This is a genomic window from Corynebacterium sp. 401_CJEI (assembly GCF_001076435.1).
Taxonomy (GTDB): domain Bacteria; phylum Actinomycetota; class Actinomycetes; order Mycobacteriales; family Mycobacteriaceae; genus Corynebacterium; species Corynebacterium jeikeium_D.
Window position 1 is genome coordinate 117,355 of the sequence record NZ_JVIP01000001.1, and the last position, 26,880, is coordinate 144,234.

The 26,880-nt window shown below is 59.7% G+C and carries 20 protein-coding genes; 12 read left to right on the forward strand and 8 right to left on the reverse strand.

What is annotated here, in order from left to right:
• Nucleotides 1–297: 297 nt before the first annotated feature.
• A complete protein-coding gene (locus tag ADM64_RS00540; RefSeq protein WP_049192862.1) occupies nucleotides 298–1,992 on the reverse strand; it encodes an FAD-binding oxidoreductase in 1,695 nt (564 codons plus the stop codon).
• Nucleotides 1,993–2,216: 224 nt separating this feature from the next.
• On the opposite strand from ADM64_RS00540, the gene ADM64_RS00545 reads away from it, so the two are divergent.
• Nucleotides 2,217–3,176, forward strand: coding sequence for a diacylglycerol kinase (locus tag ADM64_RS00545; protein ID WP_049192863.1), 960 nt, complete (start codon nucleotides 2,217–2,219; stop codon nucleotides 3,174–3,176).
• A 55-nt stretch (nucleotides 3,177–3,231) separates the two neighbouring features.
• Here ADM64_RS00545 and ADM64_RS00550 read toward each other — a convergent pair whose 3' ends face one another.
• From ADM64_RS00550 to ADM64_RS00575, 6 genes are all read right to left on the reverse strand, one after another.
• Nucleotides 3,232–5,148, reverse strand: a complete 1,917-nt coding sequence (locus tag ADM64_RS00550; RefSeq protein ID WP_049192864.1) for an ABC transporter ATP-binding protein — start codon at nucleotides 5,146–5,148, stop codon at nucleotides 3,232–3,234.
• A gap of 59 nt (nucleotides 5,149–5,207) precedes the next feature.
• Nucleotides 5,208–6,560: a maltokinase N-terminal cap-like domain-containing protein gene (locus tag ADM64_RS00555; protein ID WP_049192865.1), complete on the reverse strand. Its 1,353-nt coding sequence runs from the start codon at nucleotides 6,558–6,560 to the stop codon at nucleotides 5,208–5,210.
• A gap of 32 nt (nucleotides 6,561–6,592) precedes the next feature.
• Nucleotides 6,593–8,404 carry a maltose alpha-D-glucosyltransferase gene (gene treS / locus ADM64_RS00560; protein WP_049192866.1) on the reverse strand — a complete coding sequence of 604 codons (1,812 nt, stop codon included), beginning with the start codon at nucleotides 8,402–8,404 and terminating at the stop codon, nucleotides 6,593–6,595.
• A gap of 108 nt (nucleotides 8,405–8,512) precedes the next feature.
• Nucleotides 8,513–9,832, reverse strand: a complete 1,320-nt coding sequence (locus ADM64_RS00565; protein ID WP_049192867.1) for a PH domain-containing protein — start codon at nucleotides 9,830–9,832, stop codon at nucleotides 8,513–8,515.
• Nucleotides 9,833–9,892: 60 nt separating this feature from the next.
• Nucleotides 9,893–10,381, reverse strand: coding sequence for a PH domain-containing protein (locus tag ADM64_RS00570; RefSeq protein ID WP_049192868.1), 489 nt, complete (start codon nucleotides 10,379–10,381; stop codon nucleotides 9,893–9,895).
• 231 nt (nucleotides 10,382–10,612) lie between these two features.
• Complete coding sequence (locus ADM64_RS00575; protein ID WP_049192869.1) at nucleotides 10,613–11,887, reverse strand: carboxylesterase family protein; 1,275 nt, start codon at nucleotides 11,885–11,887, stop codon at nucleotides 10,613–10,615.
• A 108-nt stretch (nucleotides 11,888–11,995) separates the two neighbouring features.
• Between ADM64_RS00575 and ADM64_RS00580 the strand changes: the two genes are divergently transcribed.
• Together ADM64_RS00580 and ADM64_RS10875 are read left to right on the forward strand one after the other, a co-directional pair.
• Nucleotides 11,996–14,050 carry a M3 family metallopeptidase gene (locus ADM64_RS00580; RefSeq protein ID WP_016423125.1) on the forward strand — a complete coding sequence of 685 codons (2,055 nt, stop codon included), beginning with the start codon at nucleotides 11,996–11,998 and terminating at the stop codon, nucleotides 14,048–14,050.
• Nucleotides 14,051–14,125: 75 nt separating this feature from the next.
• Nucleotides 14,126–14,341, forward strand: coding sequence for a hypothetical protein (locus tag ADM64_RS10875; RefSeq protein WP_042388817.1), 216 nt, complete (start codon nucleotides 14,126–14,128; stop codon nucleotides 14,339–14,341).
• 359 nt (nucleotides 14,342–14,700) lie between these two features.
• Here ADM64_RS10875 and malQ read toward each other — a convergent pair whose 3' ends face one another.
• Nucleotides 14,701–16,920 carry a 4-alpha-glucanotransferase gene (gene malQ, locus ADM64_RS00585; RefSeq protein ID WP_049189616.1) on the reverse strand — a complete coding sequence of 740 codons (2,220 nt, stop codon included), beginning with the start codon at nucleotides 16,918–16,920 and terminating at the stop codon, nucleotides 14,701–14,703.
• Nucleotides 16,921–17,074: 154 nt separating this feature from the next.
• On the opposite strand from malQ, the gene ADM64_RS00590 reads away from it, so the two are divergent.
• From ADM64_RS00590 to ADM64_RS00630, 9 genes are all read left to right on the forward strand, one after another.
• Complete coding sequence (locus tag ADM64_RS00590) at nucleotides 17,075–18,907, forward strand: AMP-dependent synthetase/ligase (RefSeq protein ID WP_016423122.1); 1,833 nt, start codon at nucleotides 17,075–17,077, stop codon at nucleotides 18,905–18,907.
• A gap of 205 nt (nucleotides 18,908–19,112) precedes the next feature.
• Complete coding sequence (locus ADM64_RS00595; protein ID WP_016423121.1) at nucleotides 19,113–19,799, forward strand: hypothetical protein; 687 nt, start codon at nucleotides 19,113–19,115, stop codon at nucleotides 19,797–19,799.
• Nucleotides 19,796–20,959: a radical SAM family heme chaperone HemW gene (gene hemW, locus ADM64_RS00600; protein ID WP_016423120.1), complete on the forward strand. Its 1,164-nt coding sequence runs from the start codon at nucleotides 19,796–19,798 to the stop codon at nucleotides 20,957–20,959. The genes ADM64_RS00595 and hemW overlap by 4 nt, the downstream gene beginning before the upstream one ends.
• A gap of 9 nt (nucleotides 20,960–20,968) precedes the next feature.
• Nucleotides 20,969–22,006 carry a heat-inducible transcriptional repressor HrcA gene (gene hrcA, locus ADM64_RS00605; RefSeq protein ID WP_016423119.1) on the forward strand — a complete coding sequence of 346 codons (1,038 nt, stop codon included), beginning with the start codon at nucleotides 20,969–20,971 and terminating at the stop codon, nucleotides 22,004–22,006.
• 2 nt (nucleotides 22,007–22,008) lie between these two features.
• Nucleotides 22,009–23,139: a molecular chaperone DnaJ gene (gene dnaJ, locus ADM64_RS00610; RefSeq protein WP_049170716.1), complete on the forward strand. Its 1,131-nt coding sequence runs from the start codon at nucleotides 22,009–22,011 to the stop codon at nucleotides 23,137–23,139.
• Between the two features lie 44 nt (nucleotides 23,140–23,183).
• A complete protein-coding gene (locus tag ADM64_RS00615) occupies nucleotides 23,184–23,963 on the forward strand; it encodes a 16S rRNA (uracil(1498)-N(3))-methyltransferase (RefSeq protein WP_049192870.1) in 780 nt (259 codons plus the stop codon).
• Nucleotides 23,964–23,975: 12 nt separating this feature from the next.
• Nucleotides 23,976–25,004, forward strand: coding sequence for a PhoH family protein (locus ADM64_RS00620; RefSeq protein WP_049192871.1), 1,029 nt, complete (start codon nucleotides 23,976–23,978; stop codon nucleotides 25,002–25,004).
• Nucleotides 25,005–25,020: 16 nt separating this feature from the next.
• Complete coding sequence (gene ybeY / locus ADM64_RS00625; protein ID WP_005511056.1) at nucleotides 25,021–25,554, forward strand: rRNA maturation RNase YbeY; 534 nt, start codon at nucleotides 25,021–25,023, stop codon at nucleotides 25,552–25,554.
• Nucleotides 25,551–26,879 (forward strand): hemolysin family protein, encoded by a 1,329-nt coding sequence (locus ADM64_RS00630; protein ID WP_016423115.1) that lies wholly within the window; start codon nucleotides 25,551–25,553, stop codon nucleotides 26,877–26,879. The genes ybeY and ADM64_RS00630 overlap by 4 nt, the downstream gene beginning before the upstream one ends.
• Nucleotide 26,880 lies beyond the last annotated feature (1 nt).

The window sequence follows — 26,880 nt, forward strand, 5'->3', positions numbered from 1 at the left end:
CAGTCCGTGCCACCCCAGACAGGTCGTAACTAGAAAAGCACGCTTAGGTATTTAAAACGCCACGCTGTTTGCGGTCGCACGGACGAAATCGCACCGATTGAGCCGACCATCCCACTATCCGGGCATCTTCGCTTGGAATCCCAGGAAGAAGCGACAGCGACAATGACCGCAGCACTTGAATCTTTTACCCTTGACGATTACGTTTCACTGTTTATTTATGACGGCCCAACGTCACCGGCAATCTACGCCAGCGAACTGGTCAGTCTAGCTCGCTAGCGGAGGCTGGCGGCAACAGGGTTAAATCATGTTGCCGTCGTAACGCTCTTCCAAGGAGTGCGGACCGGTAGCCAACTTGCCCGGGTTGAGGATGCCAGCAGGGTCGAGTTCGTCCTTAATTGCACGCATGACCTTGGCGAACAACTCGGTGTTCTCCTCGTAGTACTGCGGGCTGTGATCCTGGCCAATGCCATGGTGGTGCGTGATGGTGCCGCCAAAGTTCATCATGGCCTCCGACGCCGCGGTCTTGATGTCCATCCACTGCTGGAGGATCTCGCCCTCGGTCTCGCGGAAGAAGTACGTGAAGTACAGCGAGCAGCCGGATTCGTACATGTGCGAGATGTGGCAGAAGACGTACACCGGGGTGCCGTGCTTCTCGCCAGCGGCTTCCATTGCGGAGGCGATTTCGCGGCGCAGTGTAGCGGCGTTATCCCAGGTGGTGGCGGTTTCCAGGGTGTCGACGCCGACGCGGCGAGTCATCATGACATCGCGCAGGTACGGCGAGGAGAAGCGGTGGTTAACCCAAGCCATGCCCGGGATGGAGCCCATGCGGACGCACTTCTTGGCCAGCAGGCGAGCGGCCAGGCGCTCACGGGTGACGCGGGCGCCGACCGGATCCGTCTGCGCAAAGCCAAAAATCACCATGCACGGGGTGTCGATGCCACGCAGCTTCAGGTACTTTGTGACCTTCTCGGACATGCTGGCGGAGCCCAGCTGAGTGAGGCCGAACAGCGTCTCCTTCTCGTCGGAGATGCGTGCTAGGTGCGGGATATTGCCGCTCTGCTCCAGTTTGCGCAGCTCCTCGGCGGCTTCCTCAAAGGAGTTGAAGAAGTAGGTGTCGAAGAGCATCTCCTTTTGTGGACGCTGATTCAGGGCAATCGTCACATGCGTGATGATGCCCAGGGTGCCCTCCGAACCCAGGAAAAGCTCACGCGGGTTCGGGCCGGATGCCGACGACGGCATGTCGCGGAATTCCATGGTGCCGGCTGGCGTGACGACGCGCATGCCAATCACGTTGCGGTCGATACGACCGTAACCAGAGGATTCTTGGCCTGCCGAGCGGCAGGAAACCCAACCGCCGACAGTGGAGTACTCGAAGGACTGCGGGAAGTGACCAGCGGTGAAGCCGGCCTTGGACAGCTCCTTTTCTAGGTCGGGGCCGAAAACGCCGGTCTGGGCGGTGACAGTGCCAGCGACTTTGTCGATGTCGATGATCTTGTTAAAGGCGGTCATGGACACTGCGATGGCCTTACCCATGCCTCCGTCAACAGCCTCCACGCCGCCGACGACCGAGGTGCCACCACCGAAGGGGACGACTGCAATCTTGCGCTCAGCGCATACCTTGAACAGGTCTTCGATGTGCTTTTCAGTTTTCGGTAGCACTACAGCATCTGGGGCGACATCGAGCTTGGCTGCGCGAAGGCGAACCAGGTCGGGGTAGGAGCGTCCGACCGCGTGCTTGACGCGGGTGTCGTGGTCGGTGGCGACGGCATCCGCGCCGACAACAGCGCCCAGGGCTTCGATATCCTCGGCGCTGAGGCGACTATTGGGGATGGTGACGTCGGCGATGTTGCGCGGCGGGTTGTTTGCGTCCAACGACATACCGATTTCGCGCTGCAGTAGCTTCTCGCTGGCCGTGGTGATTGGCTTGTCGTTGCCGTCAACACCCCAGCCCCACCAGCGCATGCGGTACGGAATCGTGAGCTTGTTAGACATCCTGAGCTTCTCCTTGGGCATCGGTGCTGCGAGTCTGAACTGCGGAATTATATGTAACTTGCGCGGAAGCACATCTTTACATCTTTTATTATAGCGGTATTACGTTACGTTTTCTCAAAAAATGTCAATCAATCTTGGTAAGCTTTAGTTAGATGCATTAACGCACTCCCATAAAGGCCAGTATTGACCGGTCAAAAGCCCACGTAAAAGTAGGTATTTCTTCGATGAACGCTAACGACAAGGATCTCAACTACCCGCTGGGAACAACTGAGATTCGTACCCTTGCTCTGGTCACTAACCCCCACGCGGGTCATGGCGCCTCGCAGATTGCGTCCGCCCGGGCGAGCCGGGTGTTCGCGGATCGCGGCATCGATGTCATCGCTCTCCAAGGTGCTAACCCCGACGACGCCCGCAAGCTCATTCGTGAGGTCATCGCCGACGGCCGAATTGATGCCCTGGCAGTCTGTGGTGGCGACGGCATGATTAACCTCGCACTGCAGGAGCAGGCACAGACCGGCATCCCCCTCGGTATTATCCCGGCCGGCACCGGAAACGACCACGGTCGCGAATACAATCTGCCGCGTGGCAATGCTCGCGATGCCGCTCACGTTATCGCCGATGGCTTCTGGACGACCACTGACCTCGGCCGCATCATCAATGAGGCAGGGGAGCAGCGCTGGTTCGGCACTATCATGTGTGCCGGCTTCGACTCGATTGTCTCCGACCGCGTCAATCAGATGACCTGGCCGCATGGCCGCAACCGCTACAACCTGGCTATCGTCCGCGAGTTCTTGGCTTTTCACTCGCTACCATTCCGCATCACGCTCGATGACGATCGGGTTCTCGAAGATCCAATCACGCTGGCCGCCTTCGGCAACACCCGTTCTTACGGCGGTGGGATGAAGATTTGCCCGTCCGCAGACCACTCCGACGGACTGATGGACATCACTGTCATCGGCAAAGCCGGGCGCATCAAGGCCGCCCTGGCCTTCAAGTCCGTGTTCGACGGCACCGTTGAAAAAATCGGGGAGGTCAGCACCTACCGCGCCAAGAAGGCTTACGTGGAATACATCGGCCCGCCACGCCAGATGAATGCCTACGCTGACGGCGACCTCATGTTCCCGATGCCGGTCACCGTCGAAATTGTTCCGGGCGCTGGCCGCTACATCGTTCCCCGTCCGTAAAAGGGCGCAGGGGTGCCCGTCGTCAAGCGTTTCCTGCATGCTTGACGACGGCGCGTTACCCCTTGATGCCGTATTTCTTCAGGCGCAGACGATCCGCCGCCGAGGCCGAAGCCGTCAGGCGTAGCAACTCGGCGTAGATACCGTCAGTCTGCGCCAATTCTGCGGGTGCTCCGACCTCGTCGACGTGACCGTCACGCAGCGTCACGATGGTGTCCACATCGGAAATTGTGGACAGGCGGTGGGCGATGATAACCGTTGTGCGTCCCTCCATCAGCTTGTCCAAGCCTCGCTGAACTTCGCGTTCTGCCTTGGTGTCCAGCGCCGAAGTGGCCTCGTCCAGGATGAGCAGGGGAGCATCCTTCAAAATTGCGCGCGCGATGGCGATGCGCTGCTTCTGGCCACCCGAGAGCTTCATACCTCGCTCGCCGATAGTGGTGTCGTAGCCGTCGGCGAAGCTGCGGATGAAGTCGTCGGCGTTGGCCTTCTTCGCGGCGGCAATGATTTCTTCGTCGGTGGCGTTGGGTTTGCCGTAGGCGATGTTTTCCCGAATCGTGCCGGAGAACAGTGACGAGTCCTGGAACACGACGGCAGAGCCAGCACGCAGAGTGGAACCGGAAACCTCGGAGACATCCGAACCCAGCACGCTCAAGCGGCCTGCGGTCGGGGCGTAGAAGCCGAGCAGCAAGTTGACGATGGTGGACTTGCCGCCACCCGACTCGCCGACCAGGGCGATTTTCTGGCCCGAGTACGCCCGGAAGCTGACATTGGAGAGCACCGTCTTGTCCTCTTCGTAGGCAAAATCCACTGCGTCGAAGTCGACAATGGGAGCGCCAATTGCCTCCTGTTCGGCTGCGCGTTCCAGGGAGGAACGGTGGGCGCTGTCGACGGACTCTGCGTCTGCGGTGGAACCAACGGACGCGGAGTCGAAGTCGCCGTTATTCGCGGTCGCTGCACTGAGCAGCTCCGGCTGCGTGCGGGTCTCTGGAGTAAGCTCCATGACCTTGAAGTAATCGCGCGAACCAGCGACTGCGCGCTGGGCAGCGTCGACCAGGAAGCTCATCATGGTCACTGGTTGGCGCGCCATGTTAATCAGCTGAATGAGCATGACCATGGTGCCGATGGAGAATTCTCCCGACAGCGTACGCAGGAAAAGCAGCAGGTAGATGCCTGCGAAGATGATGTTCAAAATGCCCCCGCGAAGGGCATCCATGCGGTGCCACCACGTTGACTGATCGCGGGTCAGGGAGATGGTGCGGCGGAAGCGGGAACCAAAGAAAGCGATTTCGCGCAGCTCCGCAGTGAAGGAGCGGACAACCTTGACTTGGCCGATGACCTCGGCAAAACGGCCACCGGCGATATCGATTTGTTCGTTCTTTTTCGCTTCAATCTTCTGCCAGCGCTTCGAGGTCAGCGCGGTCAGCAGGGTGTAGACCGGGAAAACGATAATCAATAGCACCGCCAGGGGCCAGTAGTGCCAGGCAGTGATGCCCAGTACCGCGCCGACGGTCAACAGCATCGGGAAGAAGTTGTTGGAAAACGCCTGGAGGAACTGCGTGATATTGCTAATCGAGCGTTCCAGGCGGGCGATAATTGTGCCGGTGACCTGACTGTCGAAATAGCGTTGCGGCAGCGACAGCAGCTTTGCATAGTAGCGGGTCGACAGAATCTCGCGCATGCGCGCAGTCATCACATCGCCCAGGTAACCACCGATGTTATGCACGATGGTTTGCGTCAGATCTGCGATTAGCAGCCCGATGACCAGCCAGATTACCGTGCGAGTGGTATCGGACATCGCCGCCTGGCTCAAGCCTTCATCGCTGGACACCGCGCCGACGATGGCGTCGGTGGCATCGCGGATGAGGAAGGGGCTAATCAACGACGCGGCGGCGGTGGCCAGCGAACAGATGATGACCCCGATATAGAAAGGCCAGAGCACTCGTGTAGTGGACAGGATTCTGCTGAGCAGACGCACGAAAGACCTCTATCTTGCGGGAGGATCACTCCCGCGATGAAATTACTGCGACAAAAGCCCTATCCTAACAGCGAGCGCACAGCACCAAGCGGCAGCGGCAGCCAGTTGGGGCGGTTCTGCGCTTCGTAAAGGCACTCGTAGATGGCCTTATCCAGTACAAAGGCCTCCAGTAGCGCCGGGTCACTGGCATCGCCATAGCCCTCCAAGAACGCATCGATATTGCGGCGAGCCCACTGCTCAACACGCTCGGTAGCTGCCTCGGTGTCTTCACGTCCGGTCAGCAGCGGGTAATGAGCGGCGTAATCGAAGGAGCGAATCATGCCGGCGATATCGCGTAGGCGGTGATCCGGCAGCCGGCGCTCCTCCCACGGGCGCGACGGCTCGCCCTCGAAGTCAATCAAGCGCCAAGAGCTCGGCGTGCGCAATACCTGCCCCAAGTGCAGATCACCGTGGATTCGCTGGACGACGGCACCACCTTCGGGAACCGCAGCCTCCGCGCGATCGAAGATAGCCTGCGCTTTATCCTTGACCTCAGCAATTTGTGGCACCACACCAGCGACGAAGTCCAGTCGAGCTCGCAGTGGGGCTACCAGCTCCGCACCGGCCAGACGCTTCTTTACCGCGACAGCGGCAGCGAGGCTGCTGTGTACCGAGGCCACTGCTTCGCCGAGCGCACGCGCTTCGGATGTAAAGTCGGTGCCCAAATCTTCCAGCGGGGTCTGACTGTCGCGGATGGCATCGCGCACTGCGCCAAGAGCCAACTCCCAGCCATCGACTGAGTTCGGTGCGAATTCCTGCAGCATGGCGGTGGTGTAGGTGTCTTCGCCAATGGTGGTCTCCACCCAGGAGTAGAGCTCAGGGACGAACTTGCAATCCGCCTGGGCCAGTGCGGCCAGCAGCTCCACATCGGCATTAGTACCGGGGTAGAGGCGACGGAAGAACTTGCACATCACGCGGTCGTCGAAAATGACCGAGGTGTTCGACTGCTCGACTCCCATGGGGCGGCCGGATTTCGGTCGGAGCTGCTCAGAGCCCGGCACACGTCGCAGTTCCATGCGGCCGAGCTTGCCTTCGTCGGAAAGCTTCTGGCCGAGTGCTGTGATGGCATCCGAATCAATCAGAGCGTCGTAGCCGACGATGCCCTCCGCGCGAACCAGCAGGGACTGCTCGTGGCCATCGGGGACGTCCTCCGCCCAAGCGATGGGCAGCTGATAGGTCGGTGCGGAATGCGCGGTGTGCACCCTCACCAATGCGATATCGACATCGGGACTGTCGGGATTGTCGCGCAGTACGGGGTCAAGCGCGAGGATCTCGACGTGGTCGATGTCAGAGACCTTGTCAGCGAAAAAGCGCATCTTGACCAGTGTGTCTGCCAGCTCTTCGGCAATGAAATCGGCGGTGGGAATAGTCATTTCAGTTCGTTCGCCTTTCGGGACTTAAAAGATCACTCTTTATTATCGGCGTTTGTGACGGCATCGGCTGCGGCATCGGCGGCGGTGCCTGAGTGCTCGCGTGATGACGTCACCGGCGCGTCCGATATCGCCTGCGCAACCGGGATTGTCGGCGCCGACATGGAGGCGCTCGATTCGAGGTTTGTCTCTGGCGGCAACTGGATTTCGAACCAGTAGAAACCGTGACCAGGAAGCGTGATCTGGTAGGGATCAGTGCCAATTGTGGGGAAGGGAACCGAACCCGTGAGCTCTACCGGGGTGGCGCCGGCGAACTCGGACAGATCCAGCGAGACGGCCGCGGGGTAAGAGGACAGGTTGTTGACGCACAGCAGCACTTCGTCGCCGTATGTGCGCAGATAGGTCAGAACAGAGGCGGTGTCGCTATTCAGCTCGCGGAAGTCACCGAGGCCAAAAGCCTCATAGCGCTTGCGGACCTGAATCAGTCGACGCACCCAATTCAACAGCGAATTGGAGTAGCTCGCTTGGTTCTCGACATTGACCGCCTGGTAACCGTAGGTCGCATCCTGAATGGTCGGCAGATAGAGCCGACCGGGGTCGGCCTTGGAGAACCCGGCGTTGCGGTCGGGCGACCACTGCATCGGTGTGCGCACGCCATCGCGGTCGCCGAGCCAAATGTTGTCGCCCATACCAATTTCGTCCCCGTAGTAGAGCACCGGCGAACCCGGCAGGGAGAGTAGCAGGGCATTGAAAAGCTCGAGCTGTGTGCGGTCATTTTGCAGCAGTGGCGCTAGACGACGGCGAATGCCGATGTTGGCCTTCATTCGCGGATCGTGCGCATACTCGGCGTACATGTAGTCGCGCTCGGCATCGGTGACCATTTCCAGCGTCAGCTCATCGTGGTTGCGCAGGAAGATTCCCCACTGAGCCGAAGACGGAATCTCTGGCGTAGACTCCAGGATCTCCGAGATGGGGAAGCGGGACTGCTTTCGCACCGCCATGAAAATGCGTGGCATGAGCGGGAAGTGGAAAGCCATGTGGCATTCGTCGCCGCCGACCTCCGGGTCGCCGAAGTATTCCACCACATCGGAGGGCCACTGGTTGGCCTCCGCCAGCAGGACGCGACCCGGGTATTCCTCATCCATGACCTTGCGGCAGCGCTTCAGAAAAGCGTGGGTCTCGGGCAGGTTCTCGCAGTTAGTGCCTTCGCGCTCGAAGAGGTAGGGCACAGCGTCGAGGCGGAAGCCATCGATGCCGAGATCGGACCAGAAGCGCAGCACATCGAGCATCGCTTCCTGCACCGCCGGATTGTCATAGTTCAAATCCGGCTGGTGGGAGAAGAAGCGGTGCCAGTAGTACTGGCCACGCACCGGGTCATAGGTCCAGTTGGAGTCCTCGGTATCGACGAAGATAATGCGTGCGCCCGAGTAGGTGTCCGGGTCGTCAGTCCAGACATAAAAATCGCCGTAGGGGCCATCGGGGTCAGTGCGCGACTGCTGGAACCACTCATGGCTATCGGAGGTGTGGTTCATCACCAGGTCAGTAATAACGCGGATACCGCGCGCATGGGCCTCGTCGAGAAGCACCTTAAAATCCTCGACCGTGCCAAACTCGTCGAGCACGGCGCGGAAGTCGCGGATATCGTAACCGCCGTCGCGCAGCGGGGAGTCGTAGAAAGGCGGCAGCCAGAGGCAGTCAACGCCCAGCCATTGCAGATAATCGAGCTTCTCCGTCAGCCCTTTGAGGTCGCCGGAGCCGTTGTTGTCGGAGTCGAAGAAGGCCCGGACGAGCACCTCATAGAACACCGCGCTGCGGTACCACTCGTAATCTTCCTTGGCGATAGTCATGCATCCCAGCGTAATGACTATGCCACTAGCCTGCAGAGAGAGTTTTCCTGCGAGATCCCACAAGACCGCGCGAGATGGCCGTCCTGGGAGACCTCATTAAACAGCATTCTAAACAGCCTTGTGTTCCTGAATTAACGCAGCGAGCTGGTACGCATCATCCAACTTCAACTCCGTTGCCACCGGAGTGACCGCTCCCGGCACCATGTCGATCCGCACGTTCGCCACTCCCGCCGCTTTCTTCAGCGGAGAAATGGTTAGTGTATGCCCCTGGATGCGCTGCCAGGGGACCATGAACCGCGTATGCCAGAACCGACCCTTGGTCACTAACAGCCCCCGCTTCGTGGCCTGCACCTTTTGAAATTTCCAGTCAATTGGGCTGAGCCACCATGCCGTGCGTGGAGTCTGCCAGGAGCCCAGCAGGTCATCGGTAGAGGCCGGTCCCGCAATCTCAGTCATCAGGTAATCGACAATCGTATCGGTCTCCGCCGCCGGCGCCACTGGCACCAGTGTGTTGTTCGACTGTGCACTGTCCAGGCCATAGCCCGCCACGGAGACATCCGCACGGGACCACCTCCACGGACGCCACCAGAGCGGTTGCACCACTTTAAAGCCATGAATGCGATCGATCGGAATGGTCTGAGCGCGCGTCGACAACAGTCCGGCGGTAATCGCCAGACGCCTGCTTTCCGACGACACCTTCAGCGTGAAATCCCACGACTGATTTAGTACTCCGAAAAGGCCGAGCGCGAAACTGCCAATCACAATCAGAGTAGTGATGGTTACTCCGCTGAGGATTTCCACGATGAAGTCGGTGAACAGCGCAGAGACAACGGCGAGGAGGATAAGAGCTATGCCGACGAAAAGACCGGGTCCAATGGCCACGGATGCAATCAGCCGTCCGACATTGACCGGGCCAAAGATGGTCTTCGCGTCGGACATGCGGGAGGACATGTGGGCGCTGGAGTCTTGAGCAGCGGCGGGGCTGTCGCCGTCGTAAAGCGAATGTGCCAGTTCGGTGTCCAGCTTTTCTACCTCACCCAACACGTCGGCGCGGAACTGTTCGCACTGCGGGGGAGTGAGGTATTTGATTGTGAAGTGCGAATCGGAGCCGCCGGCTGTTTCAATGACAATTTCGGCGAGCCCGAAAATGCGCGCCAACAATGGTTGGTTGATATCCACCGCCTGCACGCGGTCGAGCCGTGCCGCGCGTCGAGAACGCAGTAGCCATCCGGAGCCGTAGCGAACCTCATCGTCGGTGAGTTCGTAGAACGTATACCGCCAGGATAGCCACGAGAAAAATGCAATCAGACCAATAATTATGGCGACCGCACCGGTACCGACAAGGAGACCGAGCCATGCCCAGTCGTAGAGCTGAGTCACGACAGCAACGGCCAACTGCCACTGATTCGCGACTGCGAATGCAATCACCGCAGCGATTGTGGCGAAGCTTTTGAGCAGCGGAGATAGGGGATGAACTCTATGCCTCATTTAAAGACCCGCCATCCGGTCGTGGGCGCGCTGAGATAGACGAGCGCGCAGGGCGAGCGCTTCTTCGCGTGGCAAACCGTGGACGGCTGCATCCGAGCTCGCCGATGCTGTGTTGAGCTTCAGCGTTGCCAGTCCGAATAGTCGAAGGAGAGGTCCTTCATCGATGTCAATGAACTGGATTCGTCCGTAAGGGACAACAGTGACCGAGCGCCACCAACGTCCGGACGCAACGATGAAGTCGTTGTCCTCTTCGAGGTATCGGTGGGCACGAACTCGTCGACCGATGAGCCAGTAGATATATGCGAAGTAGAGCACGCAGGCGAGGACGCCCAACCACATCCACGGAGTCCACATCACAGCGGCGACGACGGCTGCAATCGTGATAACTAGCAGGGGAGCGGCGTGCGCGATTCGCTTCACCTTAGCCAGCGCGGGGTCGACCGGTTGTAGCGCGGAATTCTCGGGGACTAATAAATCAAGCGGCTCCATAGTTGATAGTTAAACACAGACGGTAAAGCTTGCGTCTGGCCTGGTGCTTCGGTAAGAACGGTGGCTATGGATCGCAGGAAACTCATAGCAGTACTTATCACGCTGATCACCATTTTGGTCTGCGTCGAGATTTATCGGTACATGCAGACTTTGCCAGCTTAAGTTGCTGGGCTCAGTTGTTGAGCGCAACAGCACAGCGCTAACCAGCGCAAGCTTCACCCGCCTTATTCCCTATGCACCAAAGAGCTGGCGCGGAGCCGCCCACGCATCGATGGCAATGCCCTCGACTGCCTGGGCGTCAGCGCCGGTAAAGGTAGTCACCTTGCGGTCGTCGTTGTAGCGGGGCATGTGTGAGGTGCCTTCGCGGATGAACTCGACCGCCACTTGGTGGAATGGATGGTTGGGTTCTTTCATACCGAAGAAGCGTGCAATGTCGATGCAGTGCGGAGCACCACTGGTGCGGCCAGCAGGTGCATAGCCCAACCCTTCTCCCGGTTCGAACTGTGCCGCCCACACATCCAGCTCAGCCGCCACGGACCGTTCGGCGACTTTAACAGCGTATGAGCGAATCGCTGAGTCAGAAATGACATTCCCCATCGGACGCTCGGCATAGGCGGTGGCCGGAAATTCGCCGTGGCCGCGATGCCCCTTGGCGTAGCGCCGAGCCATCCACTCTCGCATGGGCAACTTGTCCATCGCCACAACCGGCGGTTCTGAGAAGAACTCTTCGCTGGTGGCGGTCACCATCGTCGGCAGTGTGGGAGCAAAGCTGTCGAAGCGAGGCCCAATTGCCGGATCCGAAGGCGAGGATGCCGACACCAATTTCTGGGCCCGAGCGACCCTGCGTTCGTCGGCACGCGAAAAGACGTCGGTGGACGGCACACGTCCCACGCCGATGCCGGCCAACGTGCGGCGGAGGCGCGAGCCCGACAGCAGCGAGAAGGCCGGCGACATGGCAATGGTGCGTTGGATCTGGCCGCGCGTGCGATCGTCGGCAGCCAGAGTGAGCGCCAGCGCCGCACCCGCCGATTGCCCCGAGATAGTGATGTTGTCGATATCGCCGCCGAAGGCAGGCGCGTTACGACGAGCCCACTGCAGCCCCAGATACAGGTCATCAATGGCCCGGTAGGTCTCTGTTTCACTGTCACGCCAGAAGCCCTCGAGGCCCTTGCGGTATCCAAGCGAAACGGTGACGATGCCCGCCTGTGCGAAGGCCGTCGCGTCCGTCCAGGGTTCGGAGGGATGCCCAAACTCGTAGCTACCACCGTGAATCCACAGCAATACCGGATAGGAGGCGTCCGCGGGCTCAGCCGGTGCGGTGACGGTGAGAACTAATTCGCGCTCGGGTTCACAGCGCCGAGTGCCCGACTGTGGGCCGTCTGCCACCGGTGCCGACGCGGCGAACGGAGCAGCATCTGCGTAATCGATATTGAAAACTTGTATTGCGCCATCGTGAATACGGCCGGTTAGCCTCCCGCAGGGAGCGGAAATAGTCGTCTCTGTCATGGCGGAAAACGCCTCCTCGTCACGGTTGGTCCTGCCAGAAGGGCGGGGAGTCTGTTTCAGACGGTAGGCGCACTCTGGTTTTTCGAGCACGCTACAGTTGAATTCACTATGACCAATGATGCACGAAATCCACTGTTGACACCGTCGGAATTGTTCTGCGAATTGCCAGATTTTGCGGCAATCGATGACAGCCACGTCCGCGAGGCTTTTAGCGAAGCAATGCGCAGCCATGCACGCGAGATCGACGCCATCGCCACGTCGTCGGAGGCGCCGACCTTTGTTAATACCATCGAGGCAATGGAAAAGGCGGGCCAGGATCTGGACCGCGTCGCTGCTTATTTCTTCAACGTTGCCGGCACGGACGCCACCGATGTCCGCATGGAAATTGAAGCCGAGATTGCCCCGCAGCTCACTGCACACCTGGATCAGATTCGCATGCGCAGTGACCTGTGGCAGCGCATCAATGCCATCGACAGCGTTGAGGATGCCGCCAATCCGGAAGAGGCGAAGCTGCTGCTGAAGAAAGTCCGCGAAGACTTCCAGCGCGCCGGTGCGGACCTCAGCGACGAGGACAAAGCCGAGCTCAGCCGCATCAATTCCCGTCTCTCTGAGCTCTCCACGGCTTTCGGTGAAAACCTACTGAAGGACACCGTCGCGCGCGCCGTGGAGATCTACGACCGCGAGGAACTCGCCGGGCTTTCCGACGACGCCATTGCGTCCTTCGCCGCCTACGCGAAAAAGGCCGACACCGATGCGCCGTGGCTGATTCCGCTGGACCTACCGTCAACTCCGGCACAGCTGGCTGACCTGGATAATCCGGCTACTCGCGCCAAGCTCTATGAAGCCTCACTGGGGCGTGCGGGTGCTGCCTCCGGCACGTTCGACAACTCCGGCATTGTGCTGGAAATGGCGCGCCTGCGTGCCCGCCGTGCCAAGCTGCTCGGCTACGACACGCATGCGGATTACGTCATTGCCAAGGAGACGGCAACCACCGCAGAGGCTGCTCGGAAGCTCATTGCAGACCTGGCGCCAGCTGCCATTGCCAATGCTGAAGGCGAGTACAAGCGGGTCGCTGATCTGGCTGGCGGTGAGACGGTCACGGGCGCTGACTGGCCGTATTGGGAGCGCCGTCGTAAAGCGGAAGAATTCGCAGTCGACACGGAGGAACTCAAGAACTACTTCGAGCTGCACCGTGTCATCGAAGACGGCGTGTTCTACGCTGCCCGCAAGCTCTACGGCATCGAGGTAGTCAAGCGCGAGGACCTGCAGGGATACGCGCCGGGCACGACCGTGTGGGAGGTACGCCAGGGCGGAGGCGAGACCATCGGCCTGATTATTACGGACTACTTCTCGCGCCCGACTAAGCGCGGTGGTGCATGGATGAGCTCGTTTAGGGACCAGTCCCGTCTGCTGGGGCGCCTGCCAGTCGTGGTCAACGTGATGAACATCGCCGAAACCGAGCCGGGAACCCCGGTGCTACTGACGCTCGACGAGGTCACCACTGCTTTCCACGAGTTCGGGCACGCCCTCCACGGTCTGCTTTCCGACGTCACGTACCCGACCTTCTCGGGCACTAACGTCCCGCGCGACTTCGTGGAATTCCCCTCCCAGATTAACGAGAACTGGGCACTTGAGCCATCCATTCTGGCCAATTACGCCGTCCACGTTCGTACCGGTGAGCCGATCCCGGCCGAGCTAGTCGAGTCTGTGAAGAAGGCCCGCACCGCTGGTGAGGGATTCGCCACGGTTGAGTACCTCGCCGCGTGCGCCATCGATCTGGCCTGGCACAGCCTCACCGAGGAGGAAGCAGCTCAGGTCACTGATGTTGATGCCTTCGAAGCGGAAGCACTCGCTGAACTCGGCCTCGACGTTCCCCACCTGGCTCCGCGTTACCGCTCCCGCTACTTCAACCACATCTTCGCCGGCGGTTACTCGGCGGGCTATTACTCCTACCTGTGGGCAGAGGTGCTCGACGCGGACGGTTTCGGTTGGTTCACCGACAACGGCGGTGCCACAATCAGCGGCGGCAGCCACTTCCGCGAGGAGATTCTCTCCCGTGGTGGCGCCATCGACTTCATGGCCGCCTACCGTGCCTTCCGAGGTCGCGATAAGGACATCCAGCCGCTCCTCGAACGCCGCGGGCTGTCGGGCACTGATGCCTAGCTTCACGCTTTACGACGAGCCCCGCGACCGCCGCCCACTGGTTATTCCGGTCACCGGCAGGGTAGGTTGACACTCATGGCAGAAGCATTCGACAGAGTAGGGCAGTGGCTTATCCAATTGCCACTGCTTGCGCAGGTCAGCGTGCTATGCGTGGTTCTCCTGGTAGTCGGAGGGTTTCTTGCTTTCGTTCTCGTTGGCGCAATCGATGTTGTCAGCGGACGTCTGTGGCAGAGGTCGGTGCATCGGCGGGAGCGTTCGCAGGAGCGTCGAGGAGCGGGCAGCGAGAGCTAGCCGAAGAGGTAGTGGCCTTGCGGATAGCTCACCGAGAGACCCGATGAATTGAGCTGGGAGAAGCCCCCTTTAAGTGTTGGGTCGCTATCGCTGCCCTAAGGTATGTCTTAAAGTATTAGGAAATTTGCCCAACAGGCTAGAGTTGGGTAGTTCGCAAATATTTCGCAGTAGGGAGCTGAGTTAGCATGCATCGGTCGAGGCACTCGAAGGTCCTACTTGCCCTAATCGTTTTGCTTCTTCTCATCCTCATCGCTGGTGCAGTCACCGATTTCCAGTTTTAGCCTCGGTTTTAGTGCCGGGCATATAACCTGAAAGATCGGTGAACAGCAAAAATGAGGGATTAGTCGCTCACGAACCAATTAACGCTTGAATCCGGGGAAGCGAGGCAGGTCCTCGACAAGCACGGCCTTGCCCTCGGCATCGGTTAGCGGAATGCACCAGTTCGGGTACTGGTCGTGGCTCGTGCCCGGCTGGTTCTGAGTACGACGATCGCCGACCATGTCCACCAAGGCCTCACACTTCAGCGCGGATGGCGTCTGGTCGAGGAAGCGGTGCAGCCCCGTGACCAGTGCGTCAATTGGTGGCAGATTATCGCGGGTAAGGGAATGAACATCCATGTCCGCCGCAGCCGTGTCACCAAAGCAGCCGGCTTCCTTGGCCGCACCCAAAACCTTTCGAATCCACTCGAAGTCCCGGCGGTCTTCCTCCGCGACGTCGGAAAGCAATAGTCTCAGGCGTTCCCGTAGCTTGATGTGCTCGCCTGCGAGGTAGCCTGCCGTCGGCGGCAGATCGTGCGTGGTGACGGAGGACAGGCACAGGCTGCGGTAAGCGCTTGGTGGTTTCGGCTGGTCGCCCTCGGATTCAAACCACACGATCGAGGTGCCCATGATGCCCCGCGAGGCCAGGTAGTCCTGCACCCACGGCTCGAAAGTGCCCAGGTCTTCGCCTACGACGACGGCCCCAGCGAGCTCGGCCTCAAGTGCGAGAATACCGACCATTGCCTCGTGGTCGAAGTACAGGTAGGTGCCATTGACGGGGGACTCCATCCGCGGCATGACCCAGAGGCGGAACATACCCAGCACGTGGTCAACACGAATGCCACCTGCGTGGCGAAGGATTGTGCGCAGCATGTCGCGCCAGGGGCGGTAGCCGGCCTCGGCTAGCTTGTGCGGGTTCCACGGCGGCTGCGACCAGTCTTGGCCGCGCTGGTTAAAACCGTCTGGCGGTGCGCCAACAGAGATAGCAGGAGCGAGCCAATCCGCAAGGTTCTCGGCATCCGCGCCGCCAGGGTGCACGCCGACGGCAAGGTCGGCCATGATGCCGATGCGCATACCCGCATCCAGGGCTGCCTCTTGTGCCTGGCCGAGCTGCTGATCGAGAATCCACTGCACCCAGAGGTGGAACTGGAAGATTTCCTCCCGCAGAGATTCGACACTGGCGTGGTTACCCAACGGTGGAACCAACTCGATATCGTTCTCGGTTACGGCACCAGAATCGGAAGTGGCAGCGCGTGCAGCATCGCGGGCAGCAGCGCGATCCGCGAGCTCGCGCTCGGTGCACCACGACGCGTAGTCGTATATGCCACGGCCCTCGGCCTCCAGCCAACGGTCAAATTCCGCCTGGCGTGCGCTGGACAGGGGGATCTTGTGAATTGCCCGCAATACCTTGAGCTTTGCAGCGTAGATGGGGTTGCGGTCAATCTCATCAGGGCTGTGATTGAGCTGGTGGAAAGAGTTCGCTAGCGCACGGGCTTCATCGGCCTCGTCCTTGTCCAGGTACCCGAACTCGTCGATAAGCTCTGGGCGCGCGTACAGCGGATTGACATAGCGGCGCGTGGTGGGCAGGTACGGCGAGTCTTCTACCGGAGGCAGTGGCTCTGCGGCGTGCAACGGATTGATGAGGACGAAATCAGAGCCCGCGTGCTCTGCACTGACCTGTGCCAAGTCGCCGAGGGTAGCGAAATCGCCAATACCCCAGCTGCGGCTGGAGCGTACCGAGTACAGCTGTGCCATGACACCATGCGCAGGATTCTGCACGTACTTGTCGGCAGTGGCGAGACGGTTGGGGGTTACGGCCACATCGCACTCAGCGACGTTGTCATCGTTGACTGCGCGCAAGCGATGCCAACCAAGTGGCAGATCCTCTGGAATTGCGAAGGCGGCTTCACCCATCAACACATCGCCGACCTGGCGTGGCGGTACCAAGTGGTGCACCTGAGCGCAGGGCCATTCTGCGCCGTCCTCCAGTTTCACAGTCACGCTGACATTGCTGCCGTGCGGTACGTGAACCAGAACTCGGTGGAAGATGCCCTGGCGGGTAACTACCACGGGCGGGAGAAGGCGAGACCACTGCGTGTCTGCCCACTCACGACGGGCGTCGTTGATGTCGGCATCGCTGGGATCTGGGCCCAGATCGATGTCGAGAGCAGCGAGAGTTTTTAGCACTGTCTCACGAGAGACGTGCACGAGTTGGCCCTCGGTGGAGTAGTAGGAAACCCCAACTCCGACATCTTTAGCGAGGTCGGCGAGTGGAGAGGAAAGGGGAGGATTGGAAGCTGCCTGTGTCACCCTTTCCATCATGCCAGTTTAGAAAAACTTTGCCAGTAGTAAGGTAAATCACTTCGTTATCGAAATATTTACTGAAATCACAACGGCGCAGGGTTTGATGTTCTAAGTTGATTCCTAACGAAACCAACGACGGACAGAACTACCGAAAGTAGGGGTTTGTAACTCGATGCGTGAATATACTACCGAGGCGAAATACGTCATCGGCGAGGACGAAACGATTATTACCTCGCTGCAGGAGCTGGTGCAGAAGCGCCCGAAGCTGGTGCTTTTCACTCGCCCCAAGAACTTTGAGTGGGTAAATGTCACTGCTCAGGAGTTCTATGACGAGGCAAAGGGCGTCGCTAAGGGGCTAATTGCCAACGGTGTTCAGCCGGGCGACCGCGTAGCGCTGCTCAGTGAGACTCGCTACGAGTGGAACCTGATCAATACCGCTATCTGGATGGCAGGCGCTGCTGTTGTCCCGATTTACGGCTCTTCTTCGTCTGGCCAGATTCGTTGGATTATTGAAAACTCCGGTGCTGTTTTCGCATTTACCGAGTCGCGTGAGCACACCGACCGCATGAAGCCTCTGCTGGTCGAAAAGGGCACCGAGAACCCGGAGGGCGAGTCTCAGCTGCGTCGTGTACTGGAGATTAACGCTTCCGCTACTGACACCATTAGCTACGAAGGCCGTGACATTGACGGCGACGAGGTCGAGCGCCGCATCAAGGACACCAAGGCCGACGACCTGGCAACCGTGATTTACACCTCCGGTACCACTGGTCGTCCGAAGGGCTGCGTGCTCCTGCACAGCAACTGGCTGGCGGAGGCCCGCGCCATCCTCACCAACGAGATTGGCCTGATTGCCCGTCCGGGGAACCGCATTCTGACCTTCCTGCCGTTGGCGCACGTGTTGGCTCACGCAGTGTCCCTGGCTTCGATGATTTCCGGTGCTACCCAGTCTCACTGGGCTGATACCAAGACCGTCACCCTGGAGTTCCAGCGTTCCCGTCCGCACATGATTCTCGGTGTGCCGCGCGTGTTCGAGAAGGTTCGTGACTCCGCCTACGCCTCCGCTAAGGAGAAGGGCGCATTCGGCCTGGCCATGTTCGAGCGTGCTGAGGCCACCGCCATCGAGTACTCCAAGGCACTGGATACTCCGGCAGGTCCGTCGCGTGTCTTGAAGCTGCGTCGCCAGCTCTACGATCGCCTGCTGTTCTCGAAAATTCGCGCAGCTATGGGTGAGGCCGTGCAGTACACCATTTCCGGTGGTTCGGCTCTGTCCTCTGACCTCGGGCACTTCTTCCGTGGTCTCGGTGTGCCTGTCTACGAAGGCTACGGTCTGACTGAGTCCACGGCTGCCGTCACCGTGAACAACCCGAGCGAGCAGATTATTGGTACCGTTGGTCGTCCGGTCGGTGGTTGCTCCGCCGCTATCGCTGATGACGGCGAAGTTCTGCTCCGTGGTCCGGTTGTGTTCGACCGCTACTGGAAGAACGAAGAGGCAACCAAGGAAGCCTTCATCGACGGCGAATGGTTTAAGACTGGTGACCTCGGTGAGCTGACCGAAGAAGGCCACCTGAAGATCACCGGCCGCAAGAAGGACCTCATTGTCACCGCAGGTGGTAAGAATGTCGCGCCGGGTCCGATGGAAGACCGCATGCGTGCGCACCCGCTGGTGTCCCAGGCAGTCGTCATCGGCGATGGTCGTCCGTTCGTCTCCGTGTTGGTCACTCTCGATGAGGAGGCACTGGAGAAGTGGAAGATTGAGCACTCCGTCCCCGAGCACACCTCGATCCGTGAACTCGCTGCCTCCAGCGCAGTTTTGCGCGCCGAGATTCAGGACGCCGTCAACTCCGCTAACGAGCTGGTTTCTCACGCAGAGGCTATTAAGAAGTTCCATATTCTGGATAGTGACTTCACCGAGGAAAGCGGTGAGCTGACCCCGACCATGAAGGTCAAGCGCAACATTGTCATGGACAACTACTCGCGTGACATTGAGGCTCTCTACCAGCGTTAATTCACGGTCTGCCCGCTGTCGATAGAAAACGGCAGCGTGTTGTTACCGCGCTAGCGCCCCTCACCCCATTAAGGTGAGGGGCGCTAGAAATTTTTAAGGAGTTTTCAGTTTTCGAAAGTCGGCAATCGTCAACATTCGTCGGTATTCGAAAGCAGAAAACTGCAATGATGTCACCGACACCGAAGATGTCGTGGGAGGGCGGGCAATGATTAACCACTTCGATGCTCGGCTACGCCTGCGCGAAGTGACCCAAGAGCTCTACGACATTGGTGACGAAGTTGCCGAACACATCGAGCACCTCGCTCAGGCGGTTGCTGATGTAGATCGTGAGCTGGTGGACGAATGTGTTCTCGAGCTCGCTGACATCGTCGACGAGGCCGTTGAGGACTGCCGCCCTCTGATTGGTGAACTTGATGGTCTACGCCAAGCGTTTACCTCCGGCATTCGCTCGGGGCGCATCGGTACTCTTTCCTCCGCTTCGACACCGCGTCGACACCCGCATCCGGCACCGAAGTCTCCGGATGTGCAGTCACTGTCGCTCATTCCGGCTCCTTTGAAGCATCCGGTTGCAGTCCCTACGGTCACGCAGGCAATGATTGCTCGCTCCGATGCCGTGGCTTCTTACCTGGAGGAACTCGCCGACTGGGTTTCCGCCGAAAACATCCGAGGCGTGGAGAAGCTCGGTAGTGTGGTGCTTCCGCAGCTTTACGCGCAGTCTGGCCGCCGAGCACTGTCCGCTGCCGCCGCTTGGTGTGTTGCTGTTCCCGAGACTCATCCGGCAGTTGCCAATGCGCTGCGCGGCCGTAGGCCTCCGGAGTTCCTGATGGAACGTGCCCGCATCGATGAAATTGTCCGCCGCGTCAAGCAACGTCGAGCCAAGGAGCATGCGTGAGCGAAGCCTCCGCACACACCGATTCCTTCGGTGTCTACTTACACGTCCCATTCTGTGCCACCCGTTGTGGCTACTGTGATTTCAACACGTACACGCCAGGTCAGCTGGGCAGTGGCGCAACGCAGGGAGACTACCTCGATGCCATCGTGGCTGAGCTCGAGATGGCCGTCGTAAAGCACCCCGAACTAGCGCGTGGCGCCGATACCGTATTCGTCGGCGGGGGTACGCCGTCGATGTTGGGGGCGAGTGGTCTTCGTCGTCTGCTCGACGGTGTGCGCAACAGCTTTGGGCTTGCTGACGACGCTGAGGTCACCACCGAGTCGAATCCCGAGTCGACCTCCCCGGAGTTTTTCGAAGGCCTGGCCGAGGCAGGGTTTACCCGGGTGAGTCTGGGCATGCAGTCGGCTGTGCCGCATGTGCTGGCCACTCTGGATCGTACGCACACGCCGGGGCGTCCTGCGGCGGCAGTGGCGGAGGCACGCGCTGCCGGTTTTGAGCACATCAACCTCGACGTTATCTATGGCACGCCAGGGGAGTCGATGGCGGATCTCGATACGACGTTGGAGGCGGTCCTGGCCACGGAGGTCGATCATGTTTCGGCGTACTCGCTGATTGTCGAGCCGGGTACTGCGATGGCGCGTAAGGTCCGTCGTGGTGAGCTGCCGATGCCTGACGACGACGATCTCGCCGACCGCTACGAGCGCATCGATGCCGCACTGAGTCAAGCCGGTTTCTCCTGGTACGAGGTGTCCAACTGGGCGAAGCCGGGCGGCCAGTGTCGCCACAATATGCTCTACTGGCGCGATGGAAATTGGTGGGGTGCGGGCCCCGGTGCACATTCGCATCTGGATGGCACGAGGTTTTACAACGTCAAGCATCCGGCTCGCTACGCGGCGACCATTTCCGGCGGAGAGTTGCCGATTAAGGATTCAGAAGGGCTAACGGCCGAGAATCGGCACACTGAGAAGATTATGCTGGGCCTCCGCTTGGCCGAGGGTATCGATGCCAATCTGCTCGGAGAGGATGAGCTGGGCAAGGCACGTCGGCAAGCGGAAGCGGGCATGGTGGAGTTTGTTTCCGTCGATTGTGGCCAGCGGATTCAGCTGACCAATCGCGGTCGTTTGCTGGCCGACGCAATAATTGTTGACATCCTTAGTTAAACTATCCGCATGTCATCTCAGACGGATAAGCGCAGGCAGGAAGTTCTTCGGGCAATTGTCTCGGATTACGTAGCTTCCCAGGAGCCCGTTGGCTCGAAGGCTCTGGTGGAGCGCCACAATCTGGGTGTGTCCTCGGCGACCATTAGAAATGACATGGCGGTGCTGGAGGCCGAGGGCTATATCCAGCAGGAACATGCATCGTCCGGGCGTATCCCGACTGAGAAGGGCTACCGCCTTTTTGTGGACAATCTTTCGCAGATTAAGCCGCTGTCCCGGGCTGAGCGCCGAGCTATCCTCGAGTTCCTCGAAGGCGGCGTCGATTTGGAGGACGTTCTGCGTCGCAGTGTGCAGCTGCTGGCCCAGCTAACCCGTCAGGTCGCAGTGGTGCAGGTACCGACGCTGGAGGTCTCCCGCGTCCGGCACTGCGAGGTTGTCCAGCTCGCCGACGCGCGATTGTTGCTGGTAGTCATCACTGACACCGGGCGCGTGGAGCAGCGCAATGTTGAGCTGCCAGCACCGATGGATCCCGATCTCGTGCCGCTCTTGCGTGAGCATTTCAACCGTGCAATGTCGGGGCACACGCTTGCCGACGCGTCGATTGCGATTTCCGATCTTGCGGCTAACGCCCCGCGTGATTTGCGGGATGTGCTTATTCGCTGCTCGACGGTGCTGGTGGAGTCGTTGATTGAGAAGCCGAATGACAGACTCATCCTGGCCGGGGCATCGAATTTGACCCGTGGTAATATGGCCGGTCGCTTACCTTCTACGTTGCCCATGGTTCTTGAAGCTCTCGAAGAACAGGTGGTCGTGCTGAAACTGCTGTCGGCCGCGCAGGATTTGCACCACGTTCGCGTTTCCATCGGTGAGGAAAACGAGGACGAGGAGCTGCGCGCTACCTCAGTTGTTTCAACTGGCTATGGCACCGGCACCGAAATTTTGGGTGGCATGGGCGTAGTTGGCCCCACATTTATGGATTATCCGGGAACAATTTCCTCGGTTGCTGCTGTTGCACAGTACGTTGGCCGGGTATTGAAAGGAAGTAGCTAAAGTTGGCACGCGACTATTACGGCATCCTCGGAGTGGAGAAGGACGCTACGGACGCTGAGATTAAGAAGGCGTACCGAAAGCTGGCGCTCAAGTACCACCCAGACCGTAATCCGGGTGATGAAGAAGCTGCGGAGAAGTTCCGTGAGGCATCTGAGGCGAACGAGGTCCTGCTGGATCCTGAAAAGCGCCGGATTGTGGATATGGGAGGAGATCCTCTCAATCCGCAGGGCGGTATGCCAGGCGGAGGTTTCGGCGGTTTCGGTGGCGGCGGAGTCGGCGATATCTTCGAAGCATTCTTCGGCGGTGCCGGCGGTACCCGCCAGCGCCGCTCGCGTGTACAGCCAGGTGCAGATGCGCTGCTGCGTATTTCGCTGGGCCTCGATGAGGCATTCACCGGTGTCCGCAAGCCCATCACGGTGGACACCGCGGTGCTGTGTGAGCAGTGCGAGGGAACTGGCTCGAAGTCCAAATCCAAGCCGAAGATGTGTACCAGCTGTGATGGCACTGGCGAGATTCAGCAGGTCCAGCGTTCCTTCCTGGGCAATGTGATGACCTCGCGGCCGTGCCCGACTTGTGAGGGCACCGGCGAGATCATCCCCGATCCGTGTAACAACTGCGGTGGCGATGGCCGCGTCCGTGCTCGCCGTGATCTGACGGTCAACGTTCCGGCAGGTATCTCTGATGGCATGCGTATTCGCATGGCAGGGCAGGGCGAGGTCGGTCCGGGCGGTGGCCCGGCGGGTGACCTCTACGTGGAAGTTGCCATGGACCCGCACCCTGTATTCGAGCGTGAGGGCGATGATCTGCACTTTAACGTGCAGGTGCCCATGGCTGATGCCGCACTTGGTACCGAGTTTGAGGTCGACGACCTGCTCGGCGAACCAATGACCATCAAGGTTGATTCGGGCACCCAGCCGGCAGAGCAGATTCGTCTGTCGGGTAAGGGCATGCCGCATCTGCGCGGCGAGGGCAACGGCGACGTGGTCGCACACGTCGATGTCACGGTGCCGACGAAGCTGGACCGCAAGTCCCGCGAGCTGCTGGAGAAGCTACGCGAGCACCGCGATGATGATGCCAAGGTGGCAGACTCGAGTGAGCGCAACGGTTTCTTCTCCCGATTCCGCCGCCGTTAGAACACGCCATCCCCAAAGCCCCCTCCAGTGAGTGTGAAGCACACATGAGTTTGCCCGTATTCCTCGGTGAGTTCACCGAGCTGCCGCGCCCGGAAGAAATCATTCGAATCCTCGGGTCGGAGGCAAAGCACATCAGCGTTCGCAGGCTGAAGGAGGGCTCGGAGATTCTTCTTGCCAATGGTGCGGACAAGGTGGTGCGAGCACAGCTCATGCACGTAGACCCTCGTGAGGTCCACGTTCGTGTGGTTGCCGCTGAGGAACGTCCACGTCCGCGCCCGCACGTCACTGTGGTGCAGGCGCTGCCGAAGTCAGATCGTGCTGAGCTTGCGGTCGATATGATGACCGAGGCCGGGGTCGATGAGATTATCCCCTGGGCGGCCGTGAATTGTGTAGCCCGATGGCAGGGTACCGCGAAGGTCACTAAGGCCCGCACCAAGTGGCAGTCGACTGCGCGCGAGACAGCCAAGCAGGCTCGTCGTGCATGGATTCCGCCGGTCGCGGACCTGCATAGCTCCGCCGATATTGAGCAACTCATCCGGGAAACCACATCAGCAGGTGGTGTGGCAGCAGTTTTGCACGAGGAGGAAACAGCTCCGTTCGTGGACTTCGCCGCGCAGGCAGCAAACGCTGACAAGGTTCTTTTCATCGTCGGCCCAGAAGGGGGAGTCAGTCCTGGGGAACTCGAGGCCTTCCGCGCCGCAGGTGCTAGCTCGGTAGTACTCGGCCCGACAGTTCTCCGCAGCGCCCTCGCGGGAGCTGCTGCTCTTTGCGCACTGGGCCCGTTGACAAAGCGCTGGGGCGGCGCACCCACGCCTGGTCAGTAGGATAGACGCATAATGACAAAGTATTCAGTAACTGCTCGTACCACTGCCGTCGTCGAGCTCGATGACAATCTCGCGCCGATTGTGGTCGGTCATGCGGATCAGAACCTACGTCTGCTGGAATCTCTGCTGGCAGCGGATATTCATGTCCGCGGCGGAGTTGTGACAATCAAGGGTGCTCCGGCGGATGTTTCGTTGGCTGTCCGCGCTTTCAAGGAGTTAGAGGCAATGGCCCGTCGTGGGCACGAGCTCTCCCCGGAGTCGGTGCGGCACGCGGTGGGCATTGTGGATCGCGGGGAGAAGTCCGCCAGCGAGGTGCTCGGTGGCGGCATCGTGACGCATCGTGGCAAGACCGTGCGTCCCAAGACTGAGGGACAAAAGAACTACGTCGATGCCATCGACCGCTATAACGTTGTTTTCGGTATCGGCCCCGCCGGTACGGGCAAGACCTTCCTGGCCATGGCCAAGGCTGTTGCTGCGCTGAAGAATAAGCAGGTCGAACGCATTATTCTGACTCGCCCCGCAGTGGAGGCCGGTGAAAACCTGGGCTTCCTGCCGGGTACTCTGCATGAGAAGATTGACCCCTACCTGCGCCCATTGCACGATGCGATGCGCGAAATGCTTGAGCCAGAGCTGATTCCAAAGCTGATGGAAACTGGGGTAGTGGAGGTCGCACCGCTGGCGTACATGCGCGGTCGTACCTTGAACAATGCGTTCATCATTCTCGACGAAGCACAGAACACTACTCCGGCGCAGATGAAAATGTTCCTCACCCGCCTGGGCTTCGGTTCGAAGCTGGTCATCACCGGTGACGCCAGCCAGGTCGACCTGCCTCGGGGGCAGAAGTCCGGTCTAGCTGTCGCCCGTGAGGTGCTGCGCGGTGTGCCGGGAATCGCTTTTCCGGCGCTGGCGGCTGCGGATGTGGTGCGCAACCCGCTGGTAACCGCAATTGTCGAGGCCTACGATGACTACGATGCCTATAACGAAGGTATTGAACAGGGCGCCGAGTCCCCACAAAAGCGACAGTCCGCCACAAAGCGATAAAGGACGCTGAAATTACATGAGCATTGAAGTTTTCAACGAGTCCGGTCAGGGCGTCAATGAAGAGTCGCTTATCGACGTTGCCCGTTATGCGCTGGGCCGCCTGGACGTGCATCCGGCAGCCGAGCTGAGCATTCACATTGTCGACTTGAAGACGATCGAAGACCTCCATGTGCGCTGGCTGGATCTGCCGGGTCCGACAGATGTGATGAGCTTCCCGATGGATGAGCTCACTCCTGGCTCTGGCCGACCAGATGCAGCTAGCCCAGGGCCTGCAATGCTGGGCGACATTGTGTTGTGCCCGGAGTTTGCCGCGGGGCAGGCGGAGCGTGCAGGTCATCCGCTGAGCCACGAGTTGGTTCTGCTCACCGTGCACGGCGTACTGCACCTGTTGGGTTATGACCATGTCACGGCGGAGGAAGAGCGCCAGATGTTCTCCCTGCAGAATGGCCTGTTGGCGGATTGGTACGACGACATCGATCGTCGTGGCGTGAGCTTTTCCGAAAAACCAATTAACCCCAATGCGTTCCCGGAGCGTTCTAACGAGCGATGATCACTTTGATAATTGTCGCCGTTGTGGCGATGATCTGCGCTGGCGGACTTAACACAGTCGAAACTGCGGTCGCAGGGATTTCCCGTGCGCGCGTGGCCGAGCTGCAGCGTGACGAGGTCGCGGGTGCTAATGCGCTTCTCAAGGTCGTAGAAAATCGGGCTCGGCACGTCAACGTGCTGGTGATTTTGCGGACGCTGTGCGAGTCAATCGGTGCAGTGACGCTTGCGGCAGTTTGTCTTAAGCTTTTCGAGCCGGAGCGCTGGGCCATTGTGGCTGCAGTGGTGTTGCTGGCTCTGTTCACCTTCCTGGTCCTCGGGGTGTTTTCCCGCACCATGGGTCGGAAGAATCCGTACTCGATTTCCCTCGCCACCGCGGTCGTCCTGAGTTTTATGGCCAAGGTGTTGGGGCCACTGGAAAAGTTGCTGATTTGGTTCGGCAACATCATCACACCTGGTGGTGGCTTCCGCGATGGCCCGTTCGCCACTGAAGTCGAGTTGCGCGAGATGGTCGATATCGCCCAGGAGCGCGGCATTGTGGAGCACGATGAGCGCCGCATGATTCAGTCTGTGTTCGATCTCGCGGAAACGTCGGCACGCGTTGTTATGGTTCCGCGCCCAGAGATGGTGTGGATTGAGGCGGATAAGCACTGTGGTCAGGCAGTGGCCCTATGCGTGAAGTCGGGTCACTCGCGGCTGCCGGTGATTGGCGAGAGCGTTGAGGACATCGTCGGCGTCATTTACTTGAAGGACATTGTCCAGCAGACGTACTCGCGTACTGATGGTGGCCGCGGTGTTCGCGTCTCCGAAGTCATGCGCGACTGCGTTTTTGTTCCCGACTCCAAGCCACTGGATGATCTGCTCGATGAAATGCAGCGCACCCGCAATCACATCGCCATTCTCATCGACGAATACGGATCGGTCGCCGGTCTTATCTCTATTGAGGACATCCTCGAGGAGATTGTCGGTGAGATTGCCGACGAATACGACGAGGCCGAGCAGGCCCCCATCGAACCACTGGGGGATGCCTCCTACCGCGTGCAGGCGCGCCTCAGCTTGGGCGAGCTCATAGAGCTTTACGACGAAGCCCACGGGCGCCAACTCGTCTTCGATGACGAGGTCACCGATGAGGTGGATACGGTCTCCGGTCTGTTGGCATATGAGCTTGGACGTGTGCCACTGCCCGGTTCGTACGTAGAATATGCAGGACTGAAGTTTACCGCCGAGGGCTCGCGTGACCGTCGTGGTCGTATGCGGGTACGCACTGTGGTGGTGGAGCCGACTGCGGAGTTTTACTCCGAGGAAGAAGATACTGATGGGCAATCTTGAT

Excerpts from the sequence above, each read along its gene's own strand:
- ADM64_RS00540 (WP_049192862.1), bottom strand. The coding sequence starts at position 1,992 with ATGTCTAACAAGCTCACGATTCCGTACCGCATGCGCTGGTGGGGCTGG.
- ADM64_RS00545 (WP_049192863.1), top strand. The coding sequence starts at position 2,217 with ATGAACGCTAACGACAAGGATCTCAACTACCCGCTGGGAACAACTGAG.
- ADM64_RS00555 (WP_049192865.1), bottom strand. The coding sequence starts at position 6,560 with ATGACTATTCCCACCGCCGATTTCATTGCCGAAGAGCTGGCAGACACA.
- treS (WP_049192866.1), bottom strand. The coding sequence starts at position 8,404 with ATGACTATCGCCAAGGAAGATTACGAGTGGTACCGCAGCGCGGTGTTC.
- ADM64_RS00570 (WP_049192868.1), bottom strand. The coding sequence starts at position 10,381 with ATGGAGCCGCTTGATTTATTAGTCCCCGAGAATTCCGCGCTACAACCG.
- ADM64_RS00575 (WP_049192869.1), bottom strand. The coding sequence starts at position 11,887 with ATGACAGAGACGACTATTTCCGCTCCCTGCGGGAGGCTAACCGGCCGT.
- ADM64_RS00580 (WP_016423125.1), top strand. The coding sequence starts at position 11,996 with ATGACCAATGATGCACGAAATCCACTGTTGACACCGTCGGAATTGTTC.
- ADM64_RS10875 (WP_042388817.1), top strand. The coding sequence starts at position 14,126 with ATGGCAGAAGCATTCGACAGAGTAGGGCAGTGGCTTATCCAATTGCCA.
- malQ (WP_049189616.1), bottom strand. The coding sequence starts at position 16,920 with ATGATGGAAAGGGTGACACAGGCAGCTTCCAATCCTCCCCTTTCCTCT.
- ADM64_RS00590 (WP_016423122.1), top strand. The coding sequence starts at position 17,075 with ATGCGTGAATATACTACCGAGGCGAAATACGTCATCGGCGAGGACGAA.
- ADM64_RS00595 (WP_016423121.1), top strand. The coding sequence starts at position 19,113 with ATGATTAACCACTTCGATGCTCGGCTACGCCTGCGCGAAGTGACCCAA.
- hrcA (WP_016423119.1), top strand. The coding sequence starts at position 20,969 with ATGTCATCTCAGACGGATAAGCGCAGGCAGGAAGTTCTTCGGGCAATT.
- ADM64_RS00615 (WP_049192870.1), top strand. The coding sequence starts at position 23,184 with ATGAGTTTGCCCGTATTCCTCGGTGAGTTCACCGAGCTGCCGCGCCCG.
- ADM64_RS00620 (WP_049192871.1), top strand. The coding sequence starts at position 23,976 with ATGACAAAGTATTCAGTAACTGCTCGTACCACTGCCGTCGTCGAGCTC.
- ybeY (WP_005511056.1), top strand. The coding sequence starts at position 25,021 with ATGAGCATTGAAGTTTTCAACGAGTCCGGTCAGGGCGTCAATGAAGAG.
- ADM64_RS00630 (WP_016423115.1), top strand. The coding sequence starts at position 25,551 with ATGATCACTTTGATAATTGTCGCCGTTGTGGCGATGATCTGCGCTGGC.